Here is a 16,166-nt window from a genome sequence, read left to right as displayed (position 1 = left end):
AGGCGTCGGGGTTCGGGAGGGTGCGGGAATCGGGAGAGCGCCTGGGTCGGCCTCGGCGAGGATCAGGGCGCCGGCCGCTCTTCTTCGCCGAGACGGAGCCACTCCTCGGTCATCCTCGCATGCGAGATCGTCGACCCCTCCGGTCTTCCCCCGTGCGTGAAGGAGACGTGGATGGCGCCGTCCCGAGTCTGGAGGATCGACGGATAGTGGAAGGATTGTGTTTGCTCCGGATCGAACGCGATCCGCCTCACGACGGGCCACGTCGTTCCCTCGTCGTCCGACAGGGCGACCGCCAGCGAATACCGGCCGTCGGTCAGGTCGTTGTAGGCCAGCGCCCAGCGTCCGCTCCGCAGCCGGATCGCGTCGACCCCCGCCCCCGGGTTCGGCAGGATCGATCGCGTCACCGGGGACCACGACTCCCCGTCATCGCTCGACGAGCTGACGCAGATCGCCTTCCCCGGCCCGTTGTCCCTCATGAAGGCGACGATCGTCCCGTCGTCCCGGCGGACCAGGCTGGGCTGGATGTTCCCAAAGCCGATCATCGGCGCGCCGCACCGCCAGCTCTCCCCTCGGTCGTCGCTCAGGGCGACGATGGAGGCCGAGAACGTGTCCGAGTAGAGCGGCAGGAGCCACCGGCCGGTCGGCAAGACGATCGGCCGCACTCTCGGCATCCAGCCGAGCCGCTGGTACAGTTCGTCCTCCGACCGCTCGGCCATCAGAGCGACCAGCTCCGGATTCGCCTCCCGGAGGCGCTGCTCCGCCTCCGACGCCGCCTCCCGATACGCCTCCGCGAACCGTTCGGGGGTCACGTGCAGCACGCCGTCGCGGTCCCAATCCGGGGCCCCCTCCCCCGCGCTCCGCTTGGCCACCCGGTACTTCAGCAGCGCTCCCTCCCAGCGGTGGTCGAGGATCGTCGGGTAGAACAGCCAGAGCGAGCCGTCCGGCGGGACGAACAGCGCCGGGTTGCAGTCCGGGTACCCCGGCGTGTCGGCCAGGAGGAAGCGAGGTCCCCAGCAGTCGGCCCCTTCCGGAAGCCTCGCGCCGAAGATCTGAACATCGTCCGCCTTCCGCTCGCCTGATCCTCGATACCAAGCGATCAGCAGGCTTCCGTCCGGGCACTCCACCAGGCAGGAGGCGTGGTTATGCTTCGCCTCGGGGGGGAAAATCTCCCGGATCTCCAGCCCGTCCCCCTTCGCGCTCAGGCAGAAGGCAAGCGGGGCCAGCAGCAGCAGGGTCGCTCGGGTCATCGCACGATGCCTCGACTCGGGGGGATCACTCACTCGAACCGGTCGGCGCCGGGTGGCTTCGGGCCGAGGATCACTCGCGCGGGGGGCCGTACGGTTTCCCGTTCACCGTGCCGACGACGATCCGCATCGGATCCCGGAGCGGCCGCCCTCGGGCATCGAGGGCCTCGTTGCTCCCGGTCGTCAGGACCAGCTCCCCCGCGTCGAGCGAGGGGGCCATCCCGACCGTCAGCGCCACCGGCTCCCGCCCGGCATTGGCCGGGCCGTCCTCGGTCCACCGGAAGGTATTATCCAAAACCGACCCCGAGAGATAGACCCGACCCCGGTTCGTCTTCATCCTGGGGCCGTGATGGACCGCGATCAGGCCGCCCCCGCTCGAGTCCTCGATCGTGTTCCGCTCGATCACGAAGCCGAACTGAGGGGTGTGGGTCCAGGCGTAGTGGATCGGCTGGGAGCACACGTAACCCGAGATCCGGAAGGCATTCGCGCCGCCGAGCAGGGTGTTCGCCGCCACTCGGGTTCCGTAGTGGTTCCCCGTCAGCACGATCGGGTGGGCCTGCGTGCTCCCCCGGCAGTCGATCGTGTTCTCTTCGATCGTCGTTCCGAGGAATCCCGGTGTGATCGCCACGTCGTAGTCCCCCTTTGGCAGCGGGCGGTCCAGCAGCACGACGTTCCGGTCGAGCACCTGGTCGATCACCGCCCATCGCCCCGCCTCCGGTCCGGAGAGCACCGCCACGACCTCTCCCACCGCCGGGTGCTCTCCCTGAGGCTCCGGGATCGCCAGGATCCGCCCGTCGTCCGAGATCCCCGAGTGCCTCCCCTCGAACCGCACGAGGTACGACTCCGTGAGCAGCACCTCGGGCGCGTTCGGGTGCGGACGATCGTCGTCGTCCCGGGCGCCGACGCCGATCACCCGGTTCCCCCGCACCGAGACGTTCACTCCCCGATCCGCCAGCACCAGGAATCGGTAGAGCTTGCCCGAATTCGGCTCCGGCTTCAGTTCGTTGTCAACGATCGCGATGTCCCGGGTCAGCCTCCCCGACAGGAACGCCCCCGAGAACGTCCCCGGCCGTGTCCCCCGGTGGGTGTTCCCCTCGATCCGCCAGGGGCCGTTGAACAGGACGATCGAGCCCCCCTTGAGCGAGCATCCCTGAACGACCCCCGAATCCGAGTCGACGAGCCTCAGGCAGTTCGGCGCCTCCTCCCACTCCGACGAGGCCGGAGGAGCCTCCACGTCCAGTCCGATCATCTCCAGGTGGACCGGCCCTCCGGGACGCTTCCCCAGGTTCGAGACGCCGACCACCGCCCCTCCCCAGGCCGCTCCCTGGTGCCATCGCACCGGGCCATCGAACCGGATCGTCAGGCCCTCGATCCTCGTTCTCCCCTTCCCTCGGATCGCGACCGCCTCTCCCCACGGCTCGTCGCCGTCGTCCTGCCGGAAGCGCAGCTCCGCCCCCGGCTCGGCGATCAGATGCGTCGGCTCGTTCAGATCGAGCGGCCGATCGAGGCGGTACACTCCCTTGCCGACCGTGATCGTCCCCCCTTGCGCGGCGATCCTCGCCAGGTCGTCCCCCGGCTCGACCCTGACCTTGCGGGCGGGAGGCTCCTCATACCTCCGGATCGGGTCGCTCGCTCCCCCCTCGAAGCGGACGACGGAGGACCGGCCGTCCTCCTCGATGAACCGGAGGGTCATCTCCTCCCCGTCCAGGTTCCGGTACGGCTCGAAGCTGAGCAGCAGCGTCCCCGGTCCCCTCCCCTCGGCGACGTCCAGCCGCCGTCGAGACTCCCCGACATACGGGATCGGTCGATCCCTCGGGCCCGCCGGTCGCTCGAAGACCCAGCACCCCGCCACGCCGTCGCTCAGGACGACCGCCCTCGGCTTCCCGGCCGATCGGCGCTCGACCCCGATCCCCACCGCCCCCGAACCTCCCCGGTCCGGCCCGAGCCAGCGTACCCGGGCCTGCTCCTCGGCGACCCTCGGCAGCGTCCGACCGGCCACCGGCGTCCCGGTCGGCGAGGGCCCCGCCTCGATCACCGTCCGGTCTTTTGTGTTGTTGTCATACGCCAGGTCGATCCGAACCCGGCGCCCCTGGATCCCCTCCTCCGGGCTCAGGAAGAGCATCGCCCGGGAGCGGTCCTCCGCCGATCGGACGAAGCTCGCGTCGCCGAATCCCTCCGGGTTCGGCCCGAACGCCCAGGACGGTCCCCCCTCGACCCGGATCGTCACCTCGTTGACGTTTGGCCCCGGGTCCAGCCGAGCCAGGTCGATCCGAACGTCCTGGAAGCCGTCCGGGCCCACGCTCGGCCCCGGGCTGGTGCGATCCGACCCGTCGGGACCGAACCATCGGGCCGCCAGTTGCACCTCGGGCATCCGGACCATCGGGTCCGCGGTCCCCCCCCGCACCGTCGTTTCCAGCAGTCGGCCGCCGGGAAGCTCGACCTCGACCCGGAACGCTCTCCCCGACTCCTCGTGCAGCGGCTCCAGCAGCAACCGGGCGCGATCCGAGCCCGTCTCCCGCTCCAGCTCCGCGGCCCAGTGGCCTCCCGGATCCCGGTAGCCCCAGATATCCCCGCCATACCCCCGCACGACCGCTCGCACGATCTCCGAGCTCGCCGGCAGACCGCGCAGCTCGATCACCATGTCCTGCACGCCGTTCGGGCCCGGGACCATCGCCCGGCCGACTCGGTCGGTCCCCACCTGCCCCAGCCATCGGGCCGAGAGCCTCCCGGCCTGGCTCGGCCCCGCCGCCTCCGCCTCCGCCCCGACGACCAGCAGCCACGCCAGGGCCCACCCGGAGATCGCCGCCCGCATCGATCGCCTCCCTCCCGACTCCCGTCGGGGCCCGAGCCCGGGGCGATCCCATCCCGGCCTCGTCGCGACGGGTCCCGCCGCGACACTCCTCCGGGGCCGCCCCCTGCTCGGCAAACAGAAACGCCGAGGCCGGTCGATCGACCGATGGCCTCGGCGGGGTTGCGATGGGATCGAGAGTTGCGCCGGTAGGAATCGAACCTACGACCTCCAGGTTATGAGCCTGGCGAGCTAACCGCTGCTCCACGGCGCGAAGACGATGTTATCAGGATGCCGGGAGGATGCAACCCGAATCGATCCCAATCTCCGAATGCCCGGGGCCCCGGGGTCAGGCGGTTCCTCACCCGGCCTGGCTCGGGCCGAGGGGAGAAAGCGCAAACGCGAAGGACCCCGGAATTACCGGGGTCCTTGACATCCGAATCGGTTCGGTCGCAGGGGACGAGGGCTGGCAGAATGGGAACTGCCAAGCGAGTTGAAAATTGCGGCGGCAGGAATCGAACCTGCGACCTCCAGGTTATGAGCCTGGCGAGCTAACCGCTGCTCCACGCCGCAAGGACATCATAGCGAAACCGGCCCCGGAGTCAAACCACCCCCTCCGATTCAGGGGGCGATTTGTCTCCGGGGCCGGCCATTTGAGCGGTCTGGTGCCCGGCGCTCGGCTCAGGGAGAGGGCGTGCTCATCGTCCGGGTGGTCCCCATCGCCAGGTGGGGAGTCGGCGGGCTTCCCGGCCGGTCGTTGGCCTCCCCGACCGGAGGGGACGAGCGCTCCCGCCACACCACCAGCGCGGTCGCCACGTAGAGGGCGACCCCCGACCAGAAGAACATCCCGTAGTACAGCGCCAGCTTGTGCCCGGTGCCGTCTCGGAACAGGCCGCCAACCTCGCTCGAGGTGGTCAGCATCAGCAGCGCCGAGAGGCCCACGCAGGCCGCCAGCGCGTTGCGGAGTTTCGGCCCCACCGGATACGCCCAGAGCCGGAAGATCAGGAACGTGTAGGGCAGGAGGACCGTCACGTAGTGGTGCTTCCAGCTTCGCTCCGAGACGATCAGCATCGTCAGCACGACCAGGCTGAACTCCCCGAGCAGCCTTGGGTCGTCCCGACGCTTCGCGTTCGTCCGGCAGAGCAGCGCGAGCAGCCCGACCATCCCCACGGCCAGCGCCTTGATCGCGTACACCACCACGTCCGGATTCATCGCGTAGAAGTGCAGGCCGGAGAACATGGTCATGTACCGTCCTTCTCCCGTGCGCTGCTCGGTGAAGTAGCGCATCAGGACCCCGGCCATCGACTGGTTGATCTCCAGCTCTCCGACCTCGTGCTCGACCACGAACGGACGCAACATGCGGTGCCACCACATGTGCAGGCATTCGCCGTTGAACTCGGGTCCCAGCACGAGGCTCGGCACGACCAGGAGGAACAGCCCCAGCCCCAGCAGGCTCGCCCCGGCCGTCCGGTACGACCGCTTGTACAGGAAGTACGGCACGAACAGCGCCGGCGTCACCTTGTACGCGATGGCCAGCCCCAGCGAGAGCCCCGCCAGCACGTCGTATCCCCGACGCCAGGCGTACAGGGCGCCGACGATCAGGAAGAGGATGATCAGGTTGTTGTTGCCGTGGTGCAGGTCGCTGAGGATTGGCCGGAAGCTCAGCAGGATCACCAGGAACTGCGCCCAGGCCGGCACGGGACGCTGGTCCCCCGGTCCCCGGGCCATCCGGAAGCAGAAGATGACCGAGAGGACCGTCAGCCCCGCCTTGAGGAAATACCACACCAAGGACGCCGCCAGCGGGGGCATCGCCGTCAGCGGATAGAGCGTCAGCGGGAAGATCGGGGGGTTCGGGAACATGTACTTGTCCCAGATGTTCACCCCCTGCTGCAGCTCTTCCACCTGGTGCAGCCATCGGATGATCGCGCTGCGCTCCTCGGCCGCCTTCAGGGAGTAGACCCCCGCGGCGCAGAGGATCACCACGGCCAGCGCGATCCAGACGGCCCGTCGGCTCTGGCGGTCGGTGTCGAGGCTCGGGGCCCCCGACGGTGGCGCGGGCGGCACGGCAGACTCCTTCCTTGGAGATGGCCTGGGGCTCGGTCGGCGGATCAGTCCGTCCCGGCCTGAGTCGAGGCGTCCCGGGAGTCCCCGACCCGCGCTCAGGGCGTGGCGTCCCACTCGATCGTCACCGGCCCCTCCGGGGAGGCCAGGCCGATGAACGGGACCGGGTCGCCGGGTTCCTCGACCGCCCGCAAGAGCCCCGGAGGATCGCTCCGAAGCCCCGGCACCGAGTGATACCGCAGCACGATCATCCCGTCAACGTCAGCGGCGATCGGCCGCACCTCCAGCCGGCCGGCCGTCGCCTCCACCTCCGCGTCCCCCCGGATCGCGTCCCCCTCGAACCCCAGGACCTTCGCGATGATCATCGGCCCCCGCTCGACGAGGATCTCGAACCGATCCGGGTTCTCCCGGACCACCTGCCTCGCCAACGGTGACCAGCAGACGATCCCCTCCGGCCCGTAGAGCCGGGCGTACCGCTCGAACTCCTCCCGCCCCCAGCGCTCCTCCCCGCAGAGGCGCCCCATGCCGAACTGGGTGTGATTCTCCCGCACGGGAACGTGCAGGAACGGCCCCCCCACGACCTCCACCCCCGCCAGGGTCGGCAGCAGTCCCCCGAACCGTCTCCCTCCGAACGGATCGACCAGCCCTTCGGTCGCCCTTCCGCCCTCCTCGTAGAAGATGCGGTCCCCCGGCCCGAAGTGCTCCTTCACCTGGTCGACAATCCAGCGCTGGTCTTCCCTCGGAGTGCTCGCCAGCTCGGGAGGCGTCCCCGTCGGCGACCAGAACCGCACTTGGGGAGGCTCGCCGACCTCCCAGCGCACCCTGGGGACCGCGTCCCGGCCGACCCGGGCGCTGATTCCCCCCAGCATCGCCGGCGCGAACAGCCGGATCCCCACCAGCATCAGGCCGACCGCCGCCCAGCGGTCCAACCTCCCGGGCGACGACCGCAATCGGGCTCGAACCGACGACCAGCCGATCCCCGCCGCCACCGCCGCCCCGGTATAAAGCGCGAACGTGTTCCGCCCCGGCTCCATCGGGTCGAACTGCCGGAACGCCCCGGCCAGATATCCCCAGAAGAACGCCGCGCCCACGAACACTCCCAGCGCGACGGCCGACGACCGCCGCTTCCCCCCCATCGCCGCCAGCCCCACCGCCGCCCCGGCCAGCAAGACCGCCTGGATCGGGCCCTGCACCGGCTCGACGAGCCCCAGAATCTGCCCGAGCCGCTGCCAGACCGGCTCCGTGTGGTAGAACCCCAGCCCCCTCGGATCCCTCGTTTCCCTCAGCGACACCGCCGGAAGCCACCAGAAGGCGTTGGCGGCCAGCACGATCGGAGGCATCAGCCACAGGCCGAGGTGCCTCGACCACCCCGGCTTCGGGTCCATCCGGTTCCGAGCCCGGATCATCCACGCAGTACTCGCCAGGATCGCCGGGGCCACCGTCAGGACGCAAAGCGGGTGGACCAGCAGCAGCAGGCAGCCGCCGGTCACGCCGAGCAGCCAGCGCAGGAGGCCCCCCCGAGCCAGGTATCGTTCCACCAGGGAGAGGACCAGCACCCCGAGCGGCACCACCAGGAAGAACGAGATCATCCCCAGGCCGGCGTAGGACAGGGGGAAGTCCGTCCACAGATAGACGAGGAACAGCCCCGTCCCGAAGCAGGCCGCGTCCCCGTTCCCCCCCCATCGGAGGATCGCCAGCGCCACCAGGACCGGGGCCATCGCCATCGCCAGCAGCAGCAAGAGCTTGTAGGCCCGGGCCGGGTTGTCCCCGCCGAAGAGGGCGACCCACACCTCGATCAGCGTCCCGGACGGGTCCGAGACGACGCTCTTGGCGTAGCCCGACATGAAGTACGGGTCGTATCCCGCCGTCGTGCCGTTCTGGTTGAGGAACGACCGCGTCACGATGGCGTTGTGGAAGTGCATCGGGTGGTCGTGCATCGGCACCGGCCAGGTGCTGATGATCTGCGACCAGCCCCCGAGCATCGCCACGCAAAGCATGCCGTGCCCGCCCAGCATCACCGCCAGCGCGACGAGCTGATACCACCGCGTCCGAGCAGGACCGGGAGGACGCCCCCGGGCCGCCTCGGCTCGGTCCACCGGGAAGGAATCGATGTCGGGGGGGGGATCGGCGAGGGGATAGCCGGTCATCATGCCGAGGGGGCGGAGAAGCCGGGGGATGACCGGGTCCGGGGCCCGGCTCAGATCGGATCGAGACGTGTCGTCTCGACTCGTCGCGAGTGCGGCTCGCAGGATTCGAACCTGCAACCAAGGGATTCGAGGGCCCCCGCGTTTCCGCGGGGCTCGGACTATCTCATCCTCCCCCGACGGGACTGATTGATGCCCCGGGGGGAGGCCGGGCGCTCGAGGCGGGGATTATTGTTGGGACTCACCCCGCTAGTCTCTGAACCGTCCTGGCCACCGATGCCCGACCAGGCTTGGCTGCGGATTGCCATGCCGGGCCGCCAGGGATCGCTCCCCCCGGCCCGGTTTAGGTTCCCCGCAATTCACCCGGTTCGCGACCGAGGGTCGCCCCCCGGCGCCACCTTCGTGCATTGATGAGTCCCCTGCTCTGCCGTTGAGCTAGAGCCGCCGTGTGGGGGCTATCATCCCCTCGGGCCGGATCCCGATGCAAGAGGATTCGACCCGAGCCGATCGCCCGAGCGCCGATCGTCGACCTCGTCGGGCCAAGGGCTCACTTCGCCGCGCCCAGCGCCGGCTTCGGCTTGCGCCTCCTCCGCTTCCGAGCCACCCGGGCCACCTGCTCCCGATCGGTCCCCTTCGCCGACCCAGCCGCCCGGAGCTTCGGCAGCTTGATCGAGTGCGCCATCCCGACCCACGACATCAGCTTGATCGCCACGTAGGTCAGGTCGACCTCCCACCACCGCAGCCCGTGCCGGGCCGAGGTCTGGAAGGCGTGGTGATTGTTGTGCCACCCCTCGCCGTAGGTCAGCAGCGCGACCCACCAGAGGTTGGTCGACGAGTCCCTCGTCTCGTGCGATCGGTAGCCCCACACGTGAGTGGCCGAGTTCACCAGCCAGGTCGTGTGCAGCACCAGGACCGACCGCACGAAGAACCCCCACACCAGGAACGGCATCCCTCCGATCGCATACAGAATCGCCGCCGAGGCCAGCGGAAAGAGGATGTGCCAGCGGTCGAACCAGACGTGCACCGGATCCTTCACCAAGTCCGGCGCCCATCGAGCGTGATAGGCCGGCGTGTGCTCCGAGGTGATATCCGGCGTCATCCACCAGAACATATGCGCCCAGGCGAACCCGCCGTGCAGCGGACTGTGGACGTCCGCCTCGTCGTCGGAGTGGGCGTGGTGCCTGCGGTGATCGGCCACCCAGTGGATCGGCCCGCCTTCCGAGGCGGTGCAGCCGATCGCCGTCAACACGTACTCCAGCCACTTGGGCCGCACCGCGAAGCTGCGGTGCGTCAGCAAGCGGTGGTACGTCATGCAGATCCCGATCCCTCCCGACAGCCAGTGCAGCAGCACGCAGACGGCCACGGCTGTCCACGAGAAGAACCCTGGATAAAACGCGAGCAGGGCTCCCAGGTGCAGGGCACCGATCCAGAGCAAGGGGGGCCAGGCGATCTGGGTCGCCCTCGACGCGGGCGGTGCCATCGTCTCCATCGTCATCGTATCCTTTGACTGCCTTTCGGGAACCGGGAAGGAAGGGCGGCGACGATCGGCGGGATTGGGGAGCCCGAGCAACCCGGATCGAGGCCTGGGGCGTGGGTAAGGTCGGGAACTTCGGTCGGCTTCCGTCCCCCCGATGGGACGAGGTCCCGCCGCGATCTCGCTCCCTCGGCGAAAAAAAACACCATCCTCACCGCCAAGGGCCGCCCGGGCACCTCGGCGAGCCGGTCGAACCACCGCTCAGGGGGCTGCCGGATACCTCAAGAACGGTCGCCGACGCTCCTCGAACGACCGAGTATCCGGCTCCCAAGCCCGAGACATCGCCAGCAGCCAGCCCTCGAGGTCGCGTTCCCCCGAGGCCGCGAACTCCTCGATCGCCTCCCGCTCCCGGGACGACCCGAAGAGCAGGTCAATCGCGATCGGAGACGACACGAACTCGTAGGGCTCCGTCCTCCAGGAGAACCGCTCCCGGTCGGCCCGGACGGCCATCGCCAGCAACAGAACATACGTCTCCAGCGCCGAGAACGCCAACGGGTCGGTCACGTGCGGTTGCACCCCAAAGCACGTCGTCCCCGAGTGCTTGTGGAACACCGGACAAAACGCCAAGGGCCGCGGCAGCGTCCCCGGGCGATCCCCCAGCTCCTCCGCCATCCGGTACGACGCCTCCTCCAGCCAGGGGGCCCCCCACTGCTCGAACGGCCTGGTCGTCCCCCGTCCCTCCGAGAGGTTCGTCCCCTCGATCAGGCAGGCGCCCGGGTAGACCATCGCCGTGGCGGCCGTCGGCATGTTCGGCGACGGCGGGATCCAGTGCAACCCCGTCTCCGGCCACAACATGCCGCGATGCCACCCCGAGCAGGGGACCACCTCGAGGTCCAGGTCCAGCCCCCGCTCCTCCCGGAACAGCAGCGCCAGTTCCCCGACCGTCATCCCGTGCCGGATCGGCATCGGGAAGGCTCCCACGAAGCTCTCGAACCCGGCGGAGACGGTCGGCCCCTCCACCTTCAGGCCGCCAATCGGATTGGGCCGGTCCAGCACCAGGAACCCGCAGCCGACCGCCGCCGCGGCCTCCATCGCGTAGAGCATCGTCGCGGCGAAGGTGTAGTATCGGGCCCCCACGTCCTGCACGTCGAAGACGAGCAGGTCCAGGCCGTCGAGGTCTTCCGATCGGGGGACCAGGCTCTCTGGCCCGTCCCCGTACAGGCTGACGATCGGCAGGCCGGTCCTCCGGTCCGCTCCCGAGCCGACCCCGATCATGTCTTGCGCCTCTCCCCGAAGCCCGTGCTCCGGGCCGAAGAGGCGGACCAGCTCGACCCCCGGGGCGTTGTGCAGCAGGTCGATCGCGTGCCGGAGGCGATGGTCCACCGCCGTCTGATTCGCGATCAACCCGACCTTCCGGCCGGCGAGCCGAGCGAACCGCTCCGAGGCGATCACGTCCAATCCGGTTCGCACCCGGGGAGCGTCCCCGATCATCCCAGCCCCCTCCTCGCCAGCACGACCGCCCCGAGCACCGGCTCCGGCACCCGGGACACCCCCCCGATGCGATCCCCCAGCATGCGGACCACCTCCGCCGCGATCACGTCCGACGCCAGCAGGAACCCCCCCGCCATCGCCAGCGGCGGCCGGTCGTTCTCTCCCCAGCCGAGTGCCCGACGCACCGCCTCGACCGCCGCCGAGAGCTCCTCGGCCGCCGGCAAGAGGATCCGATCGACGACCTCGGGGTCCCGATCCGCCGCCTCGACGACCCGACGCGACAGGCCGGCGATCCGGGCCCGGTCCCAGCCCTCGCCGTAGAGCCTCGAGACGATCTCCCGGGGGGACTCCGCCCCCAGGGCCTCGCAGAGCGATCCGGTCAGCGGGTCGTCCTCGAGGGGCTCCGATCTCCCGTCGAACCGCCGGGCCGCCAGCCTCAGCCCGGCCAGCGCCACGGCGTATGCGCTCCCCTCGTCTCCGATCAACGGTCCCCAGCCCCCCGCTCGGGCCGACCTCCCATCCGGGGCCTTCCCGACAGCGATCGAGCCGGTCCCCGAGATCAACGCGATCCCCCAGCCGTCCGGCGTCCCGGCCGCCAGCACCAACTCGCCATCGTTGGCCGGAACCAGGCGATCGGCCCAGCCCTCCTCCGCGTTCCAGGATGCCAGCAGCTCCCGGTCCCCCGGCCGGTCGAAGCCCGCCAGGCCGAGGCAAGCGACCGCCACCGGCCCCGGGCCGAGGCCCGCCTCGGCCCTCGCCGCCTCGATCGCCTTCCCCAGCGCCCGACGAGCCTGGGCCTCCCCGATCGCCTTCGCGTTCGACGGCCCCGCCTCCCCTCGGCCCAGGATCCGGCCGCTCGCGTCGGCCAGCCAGCAGGAGGTCGAGGTCCCTCCGCCGTCGACGCCGATCACCAGCGGGCCGCTCATGGGCCCTCTCCCCGAAGGGCCAGCTCCACCGCCCCTCGGACCTGGCCTCCCGCCGCCGCCAGCAGGCGATCCGCCTCCTCGGCCTCCACCCCAGACATCGCCATCACCAACGCCGGCTTCAGCCGGCCGCCGGTCCGTTCCAAGAGGGCGACGGCGCGGTCATCGTCCACGCCCCCCAGCTCCCTGAGGATCCGACGGGTTCGCAGCCGAAGCTTCTGGTTCGTCGGCTGCAGGTCGATCATCCGGTTGCCGAAGGTCTTGCCGACGAGCACCATGGCCCCGGTCGTGATCATGTTCAGAATCATCTTGGTGGCCGTTCCCGACTTCAGCCGGGTCGACCCCGCGATGACCTCCGGCCCCACGATCGGCGCGATCTCCAGATCCACCCGCTCCCCCAGCAGGCTTGGCCGGTTGCAGGCGATTCCGACGGTCGAGGCCCCGATCGCCCTCGCCCGGTCGACCACGCCCAGCACATACGGGGTCCTCCCCGACGAGGCGATCCCCACGACCACGTCCCTGGATGTCGGCCGAAGGCCGTCCAGGTCCGACGCCCCCCGATCGGGGTCGTCTTCCGCCCCCTCGACCGCCCGGGTCAGCGCGGTCGGCCCCCCCGCGATCAGCCCCACCACCAGTTCCGGAGGCGTGCTGAACGTCGGCGGGCATTCCGAGGCATCCAGCACCCCCAGCCTCCCCGAGGTCCCCGCTCCCGCGTAGATCAGCCTTCCTCCGGCTCGGAATCGATCCGCCACCAGCTCGATCGCCCGGGAGATCGCCCGCTCCTCGGCCCTGACCGCCGCGACGACCTTCGCGTCCTCGTCGTTCATCAGGCGAACGATCCCCGAGGCGTCGAGCGTGTCGATCGCCTCCGAGGCCGGGTTGCGCGCCTCGGTGAGCAAGTGGTCTTCCAGTGCCATCGTCGTTCCGCCCCGCCCTCTCCGATGGTCCGACCCGAGCGGGGAACCGCCCCCTCCCGGCGGCTCTTCCCGCCGCACCGGCCTTGGAAGCGTTCCTCACGCTCCCGCCGGCTCCCTCACGTTGAACTCCAGCTTCCACCGCCCGGCGTCCTTGGTCCCCTCGCACCAGAGTTCGAGCGTCCCGACCTCGGTCACGATGCTGTGGAGCCGAACCGGGATCACGTCCCCCTCCTCCCCGGCCTGCTCCCCCAGCGAGGTGACCAGGGGAGTCAGTTCCGACAGCTCGTCCGGGGACCAGCGGTCGAGCACCGTGCCGATCGCGTCCTCCCGGCGCACCGTCGACGCCAGGAACCGGAACTCCGCCGGCTCGCCGACCACCAGGCCCAGTTGCGATCCGGGCACGTCCGCCTCGGTGCCCTCCTCCATGCCCATCGGCACCACGCAGAGCGCCTTGATCGGCGTCGGCACTCCGGGCACGGCCGGCGCGGCCGTCTCGATGCCAACATAATACGATCTTGGCACACCTCCCCGGATCCGGATCCCCTTCCCCCGCCGGACCATCCCGTAGTACGCCGCCCCCCGGGCGACGGCCAGGTCGAGTTCCGGAGCCGCCAGCACCTCGATCGGCTCTCCTCCCCAGTCGGCGAGCGTCTCGGCGATCCGGTCGCGCAGCCCCTCGGCGCGGAAGACGCCGCCGTTGAACAGCACCGCCGTCGGTCTCGCCGCCGCTCCGGCCGCCGAGGTCGCTCCCGAGTGCCGGCCGAGGAAGCGGGCCAGGTGCCTCGTGATCGCCGGGTCGGCCGCGTAGGGCAGGCCGATCTCCGTCAGGCCGATCCGACGCCCCCGAGCCGGCTGGTCGGTCGCGGAGCACTTCGGGAAGAAGCCCTCGAGCAACACCGAGTGCAGCAGCTCCCGAGACAGCTCGGCCTTGATCGCCCCGCCGATCACCTTCGAGCCCCTGCCCAGCACCGAGACCGTCGCCGACTTCAGCCCCGGGTCCGAGAACAGCGCCTCCTTCGCGTTCCGGCAGGCATAGGTCAGGCCGATCCGCTGCGACGGATCCAGCCCCTCCATCCCGCCGGGGATCGTCTCGGCCACGGCGTGAGCCAGCGCCAGGTCCATGTTGTCGCCGCCGAGCAGGATATGCTCACCCACGGCCAGGCGGTTCAGCTCCAGGTCCCCGTCCCGCTCCGCCACTCCGATCAGCGTGAAGTCGGTCGTCCCGCCCCCCACGTCGCAGACGAGGATCAGGTCGCCCACCGACACCCGCTTCCGCCAGGAGTCTCCCTGCTCCGACAGCCAGGCGTAGAACGCCGCCTGCGGCTCCTCCAGCAGGGTGACCTGCTCCAGCCCCACCGACCGGGCCGCGGCCACGGTGCGCTCCCGGGCCTCGGCGTCGAACGAGGCGGGCACGGTCAGGTAGATCTGCTGTGCTTCCAGCCGGTCATCAGCGGATTTCCCGGCGATCGCCGCGTTCCAGGCGTCTTTCAGGTATCCGAGGTACTCGGCCGACGCCTCGTCCGGAGACACCCTCGGCACGTCCTCCGGCGCCTGCCAGGGCAGCAGCGCCGACGCCCGGTCGATCCCCTCGGCACTCAGCCAGCTCTTGGCCGAGCTGACGAGCCGAGCGGGCACCTTGGCTCCGTGCTCCCGGGCGAAGGTGCCGACGATCCGGTCGGGCTTCTTCTTCCACGGCAGGTCGATCGACCCGGCCGGAAATTCCTTCTCCGTGGGCAGGTACAGGAACGAGGGCAACACCGGCCGCTCGGCCACGTCGTTGACGGCCACCAGTTGGGGGATCGGCAGCGACCGGACTGGCGCCGGGAGGTCCTCGGTCGCCTCGGTCGTGTCGACGAAGGCCAGGGCGCTGTTGGTCGTTCCCAGGTCGATGCCGACGACGAATCGCGACATGGGGTCGTTCCAGGGGGGGATCGGCCCGGGCCGGGGCCGGGGCCCTTGGGGCGCCAGCCCAACCGGCCGACGATCCGGTCAGGAGATCTCCACCTCGGCTGGCGCCAGCACGCTCGTCCCGTCCCGGGCGGGAGGGATCGCCGGCAGCTTCGCGGCGGTCACGCGCCAGCCGTGGTGCTTCAGCACCCCGTCGAACGGCCCCGCCCCGGACACCTTCCCCAGCAGCCGGACGGCGGCGGGGTCGAAGTCCGTCGGGATCGTCACGGGGTCCCCCTCCTGCCGGTCCAGCACCGGGGCGATGGTCAGATATTCGGCCAGCGCCGAGCGGCATCCCTTGTGGATATCCCGCACCGCCGCGCCGATCTGTTCATCCGAATATGGCCCGATCTCTTCCTGCAGGAAGTCGATCAGCCGGCCGTCCCGCTGCAGCAACGCCAGGATCCTCAGGTCCGGGCCCTCCGCCTTCGGGGCCTCGATCGCCAGCCGAATCCGATCGGCCTGCTCCGGGTCGGTCAGCGCTTGCCAGAAGGCGCGGAGCGCCAGCATGAGGCGGTTCAATCGAGCCCTCCCGATCCTCGGCGCGGCCCCTGATCCTCCGCCCCCGGAAGGCCGGGGACGGTTGAGGGGCCTCAATTCGTTCCCGAAGTTCAGTTTAGCGGCGAGCCGCCTCCGAGGGAACGGCTCAGCGAGGGGGACCGGAACAGCCCGACCCGGCTCGACCCCCGAGGCGTCTCCCCCCCGGACTCCAGATCCGAGGCGTCCGCCCCGGCCCTCCGCTCGCCGTCGCGGGGGAGGTCGGTGACGCCCTGCCGGTCGGCCACCCGGACATCGACGAACGGCGCCCGCACGCGGAGCCCCGGCTCCGCCCGGGAAACCGAGGTCCCCGGCGTCGCCGGCGCTCCGACCATCCTCTGCCGCTGCTGCGCGCAGCCAGCCGCCGAGAGCATCAGCCCCGCCCCCAGGGCGAGCTGCCACCGCCAGGCCGGCGCCACCCGGAGGACCATTGGCCTTCCCTTGCTCATGATCCGATTCCTTCCCGGGACCGTTGCCAGGCCGGCGTCGAGGATTCGGGCCCGCCTCCCGTCCTGCGGGCCCGCCGGCACACGTCATTCGAATCAGCATAGCACGCCAATTCGACCGAGAGGCTCGATCCCGGGTGATTCCCCGCCTCGCCGAGGTCAATTCCGGTCCCTTCTCCCGATCGCGACCGACC

General features: G+C 70.4%; 11 protein-coding genes and 2 tRNA genes. All 13 read right to left on the bottom strand.

Annotated elements, in window-relative coordinates; translation table 11 throughout:
• Nucleotides 1–62: 62 nt before the first annotated feature.
• Entirely contained in the window at nt 63–1,247 is a 1,185-nt protein-coding gene (locus TsocGM_RS06915; RefSeq protein WP_126724574.1) for a sialidase family protein, read from the bottom strand.
• A gap of 70 nt (nt 1,248–1,317) precedes the next feature.
• A complete protein-coding gene (locus tag TsocGM_RS06910) occupies nt 1,318–4,056 on the bottom strand; it encodes a KOW domain-containing RNA-binding protein (RefSeq protein ID WP_126724573.1) in 2,739 nt (912 codons plus the stop codon).
• Nucleotides 4,057–4,233: 177 nt separating this feature from the next.
• Nucleotides 4,234–4,306, bottom strand: a tRNA-Met gene (locus tag TsocGM_RS06905).
• A gap of 226 nt (nt 4,307–4,532) precedes the next feature.
• Nucleotides 4,533–4,605: transfer RNA gene (locus tag TsocGM_RS06900), tRNA-Met, on the bottom strand.
• Nucleotides 4,606–4,713: 108 nt separating this feature from the next.
• Complete coding sequence (locus tag TsocGM_RS06895) at nt 4,714–6,096, bottom strand: glycosyltransferase family 87 protein (RefSeq protein ID WP_126724572.1); 1,383 nt, start codon at nt 6,094–6,096, stop codon at nt 4,714–4,716.
• A 95-nt stretch (nt 6,097–6,191) separates the two neighbouring features.
• Nucleotides 6,192–8,357 carry a hypothetical protein gene (locus TsocGM_RS06890; protein WP_148114868.1) on the bottom strand — a complete coding sequence of 722 codons (2,166 nt, stop codon included), beginning with the start codon at nt 8,355–8,357 and terminating at the stop codon, nt 6,192–6,194.
• 427 nt (nt 8,358–8,784) lie between these two features.
• On the bottom strand, nt 8,785–9,717 hold the full coding sequence (locus TsocGM_RS06885) for an acyl-CoA desaturase (protein WP_233578498.1): 933 nt from the start codon (nt 9,715–9,717) through the stop codon (nt 8,785–8,787).
• Nucleotides 9,718–9,972: 255 nt separating this feature from the next.
• Entirely contained in the window at nt 9,973–11,202 is a 1,230-nt protein-coding gene (locus TsocGM_RS06880) for an exo-beta-N-acetylmuramidase NamZ family protein (RefSeq protein WP_126724569.1), read from the bottom strand.
• On the bottom strand, nt 11,199–12,128 hold the full coding sequence (locus TsocGM_RS06875; RefSeq protein WP_126724568.1) for an N-acetylglucosamine kinase: 930 nt from the start codon (nt 12,126–12,128) through the stop codon (nt 11,199–11,201). Before TsocGM_RS06875 ends, TsocGM_RS06880 begins: the two co-directional genes overlap by 4 nt.
• Complete coding sequence (murQ, locus tag TsocGM_RS06870; RefSeq protein ID WP_126724567.1) at nt 12,125–13,042, bottom strand: N-acetylmuramic acid 6-phosphate etherase; 918 nt, start codon at nt 13,040–13,042, stop codon at nt 12,125–12,127. The genes TsocGM_RS06875 and murQ overlap by 4 nt, the downstream gene beginning before the upstream one ends.
• 96 nt (nt 13,043–13,138) lie before the next feature.
• Nucleotides 13,139–14,953: an Hsp70 family protein gene (locus TsocGM_RS06865; protein WP_126724566.1), complete on the bottom strand. Its 1,815-nt coding sequence runs from the start codon at nt 14,951–14,953 to the stop codon at nt 13,139–13,141.
• Between the two features lie 78 nt (nt 14,954–15,031).
• The gene (locus TsocGM_RS06860) at nt 15,032–15,511 is read right to left on the bottom strand and encodes a DUF2760 domain-containing protein (protein ID WP_126724565.1); all 480 of its coding nucleotides are present in this window, start codon (nt 15,509–15,511) and stop codon (nt 15,032–15,034) included.
• Between the two features lie 89 nt (nt 15,512–15,600).
• Nucleotides 15,601–15,975, bottom strand: coding sequence for a hypothetical protein (locus TsocGM_RS06855; protein WP_126724564.1), 375 nt, complete (start codon nt 15,973–15,975; stop codon nt 15,601–15,603).
• Between the last annotated feature and the right edge of the window lie 191 nt (nt 15,976–16,166).

This window comes from Tautonia sociabilis, assembly GCF_003977685.1.
In the GTDB taxonomy this organism is placed as follows: domain Bacteria; phylum Planctomycetota; class Planctomycetia; order Isosphaerales; family Isosphaeraceae; genus Tautonia; species Tautonia sociabilis.
Note: the sequence above shows the minus strand (reverse complement) of the source record. Positions and strands in the feature narration are given on the sequence as shown.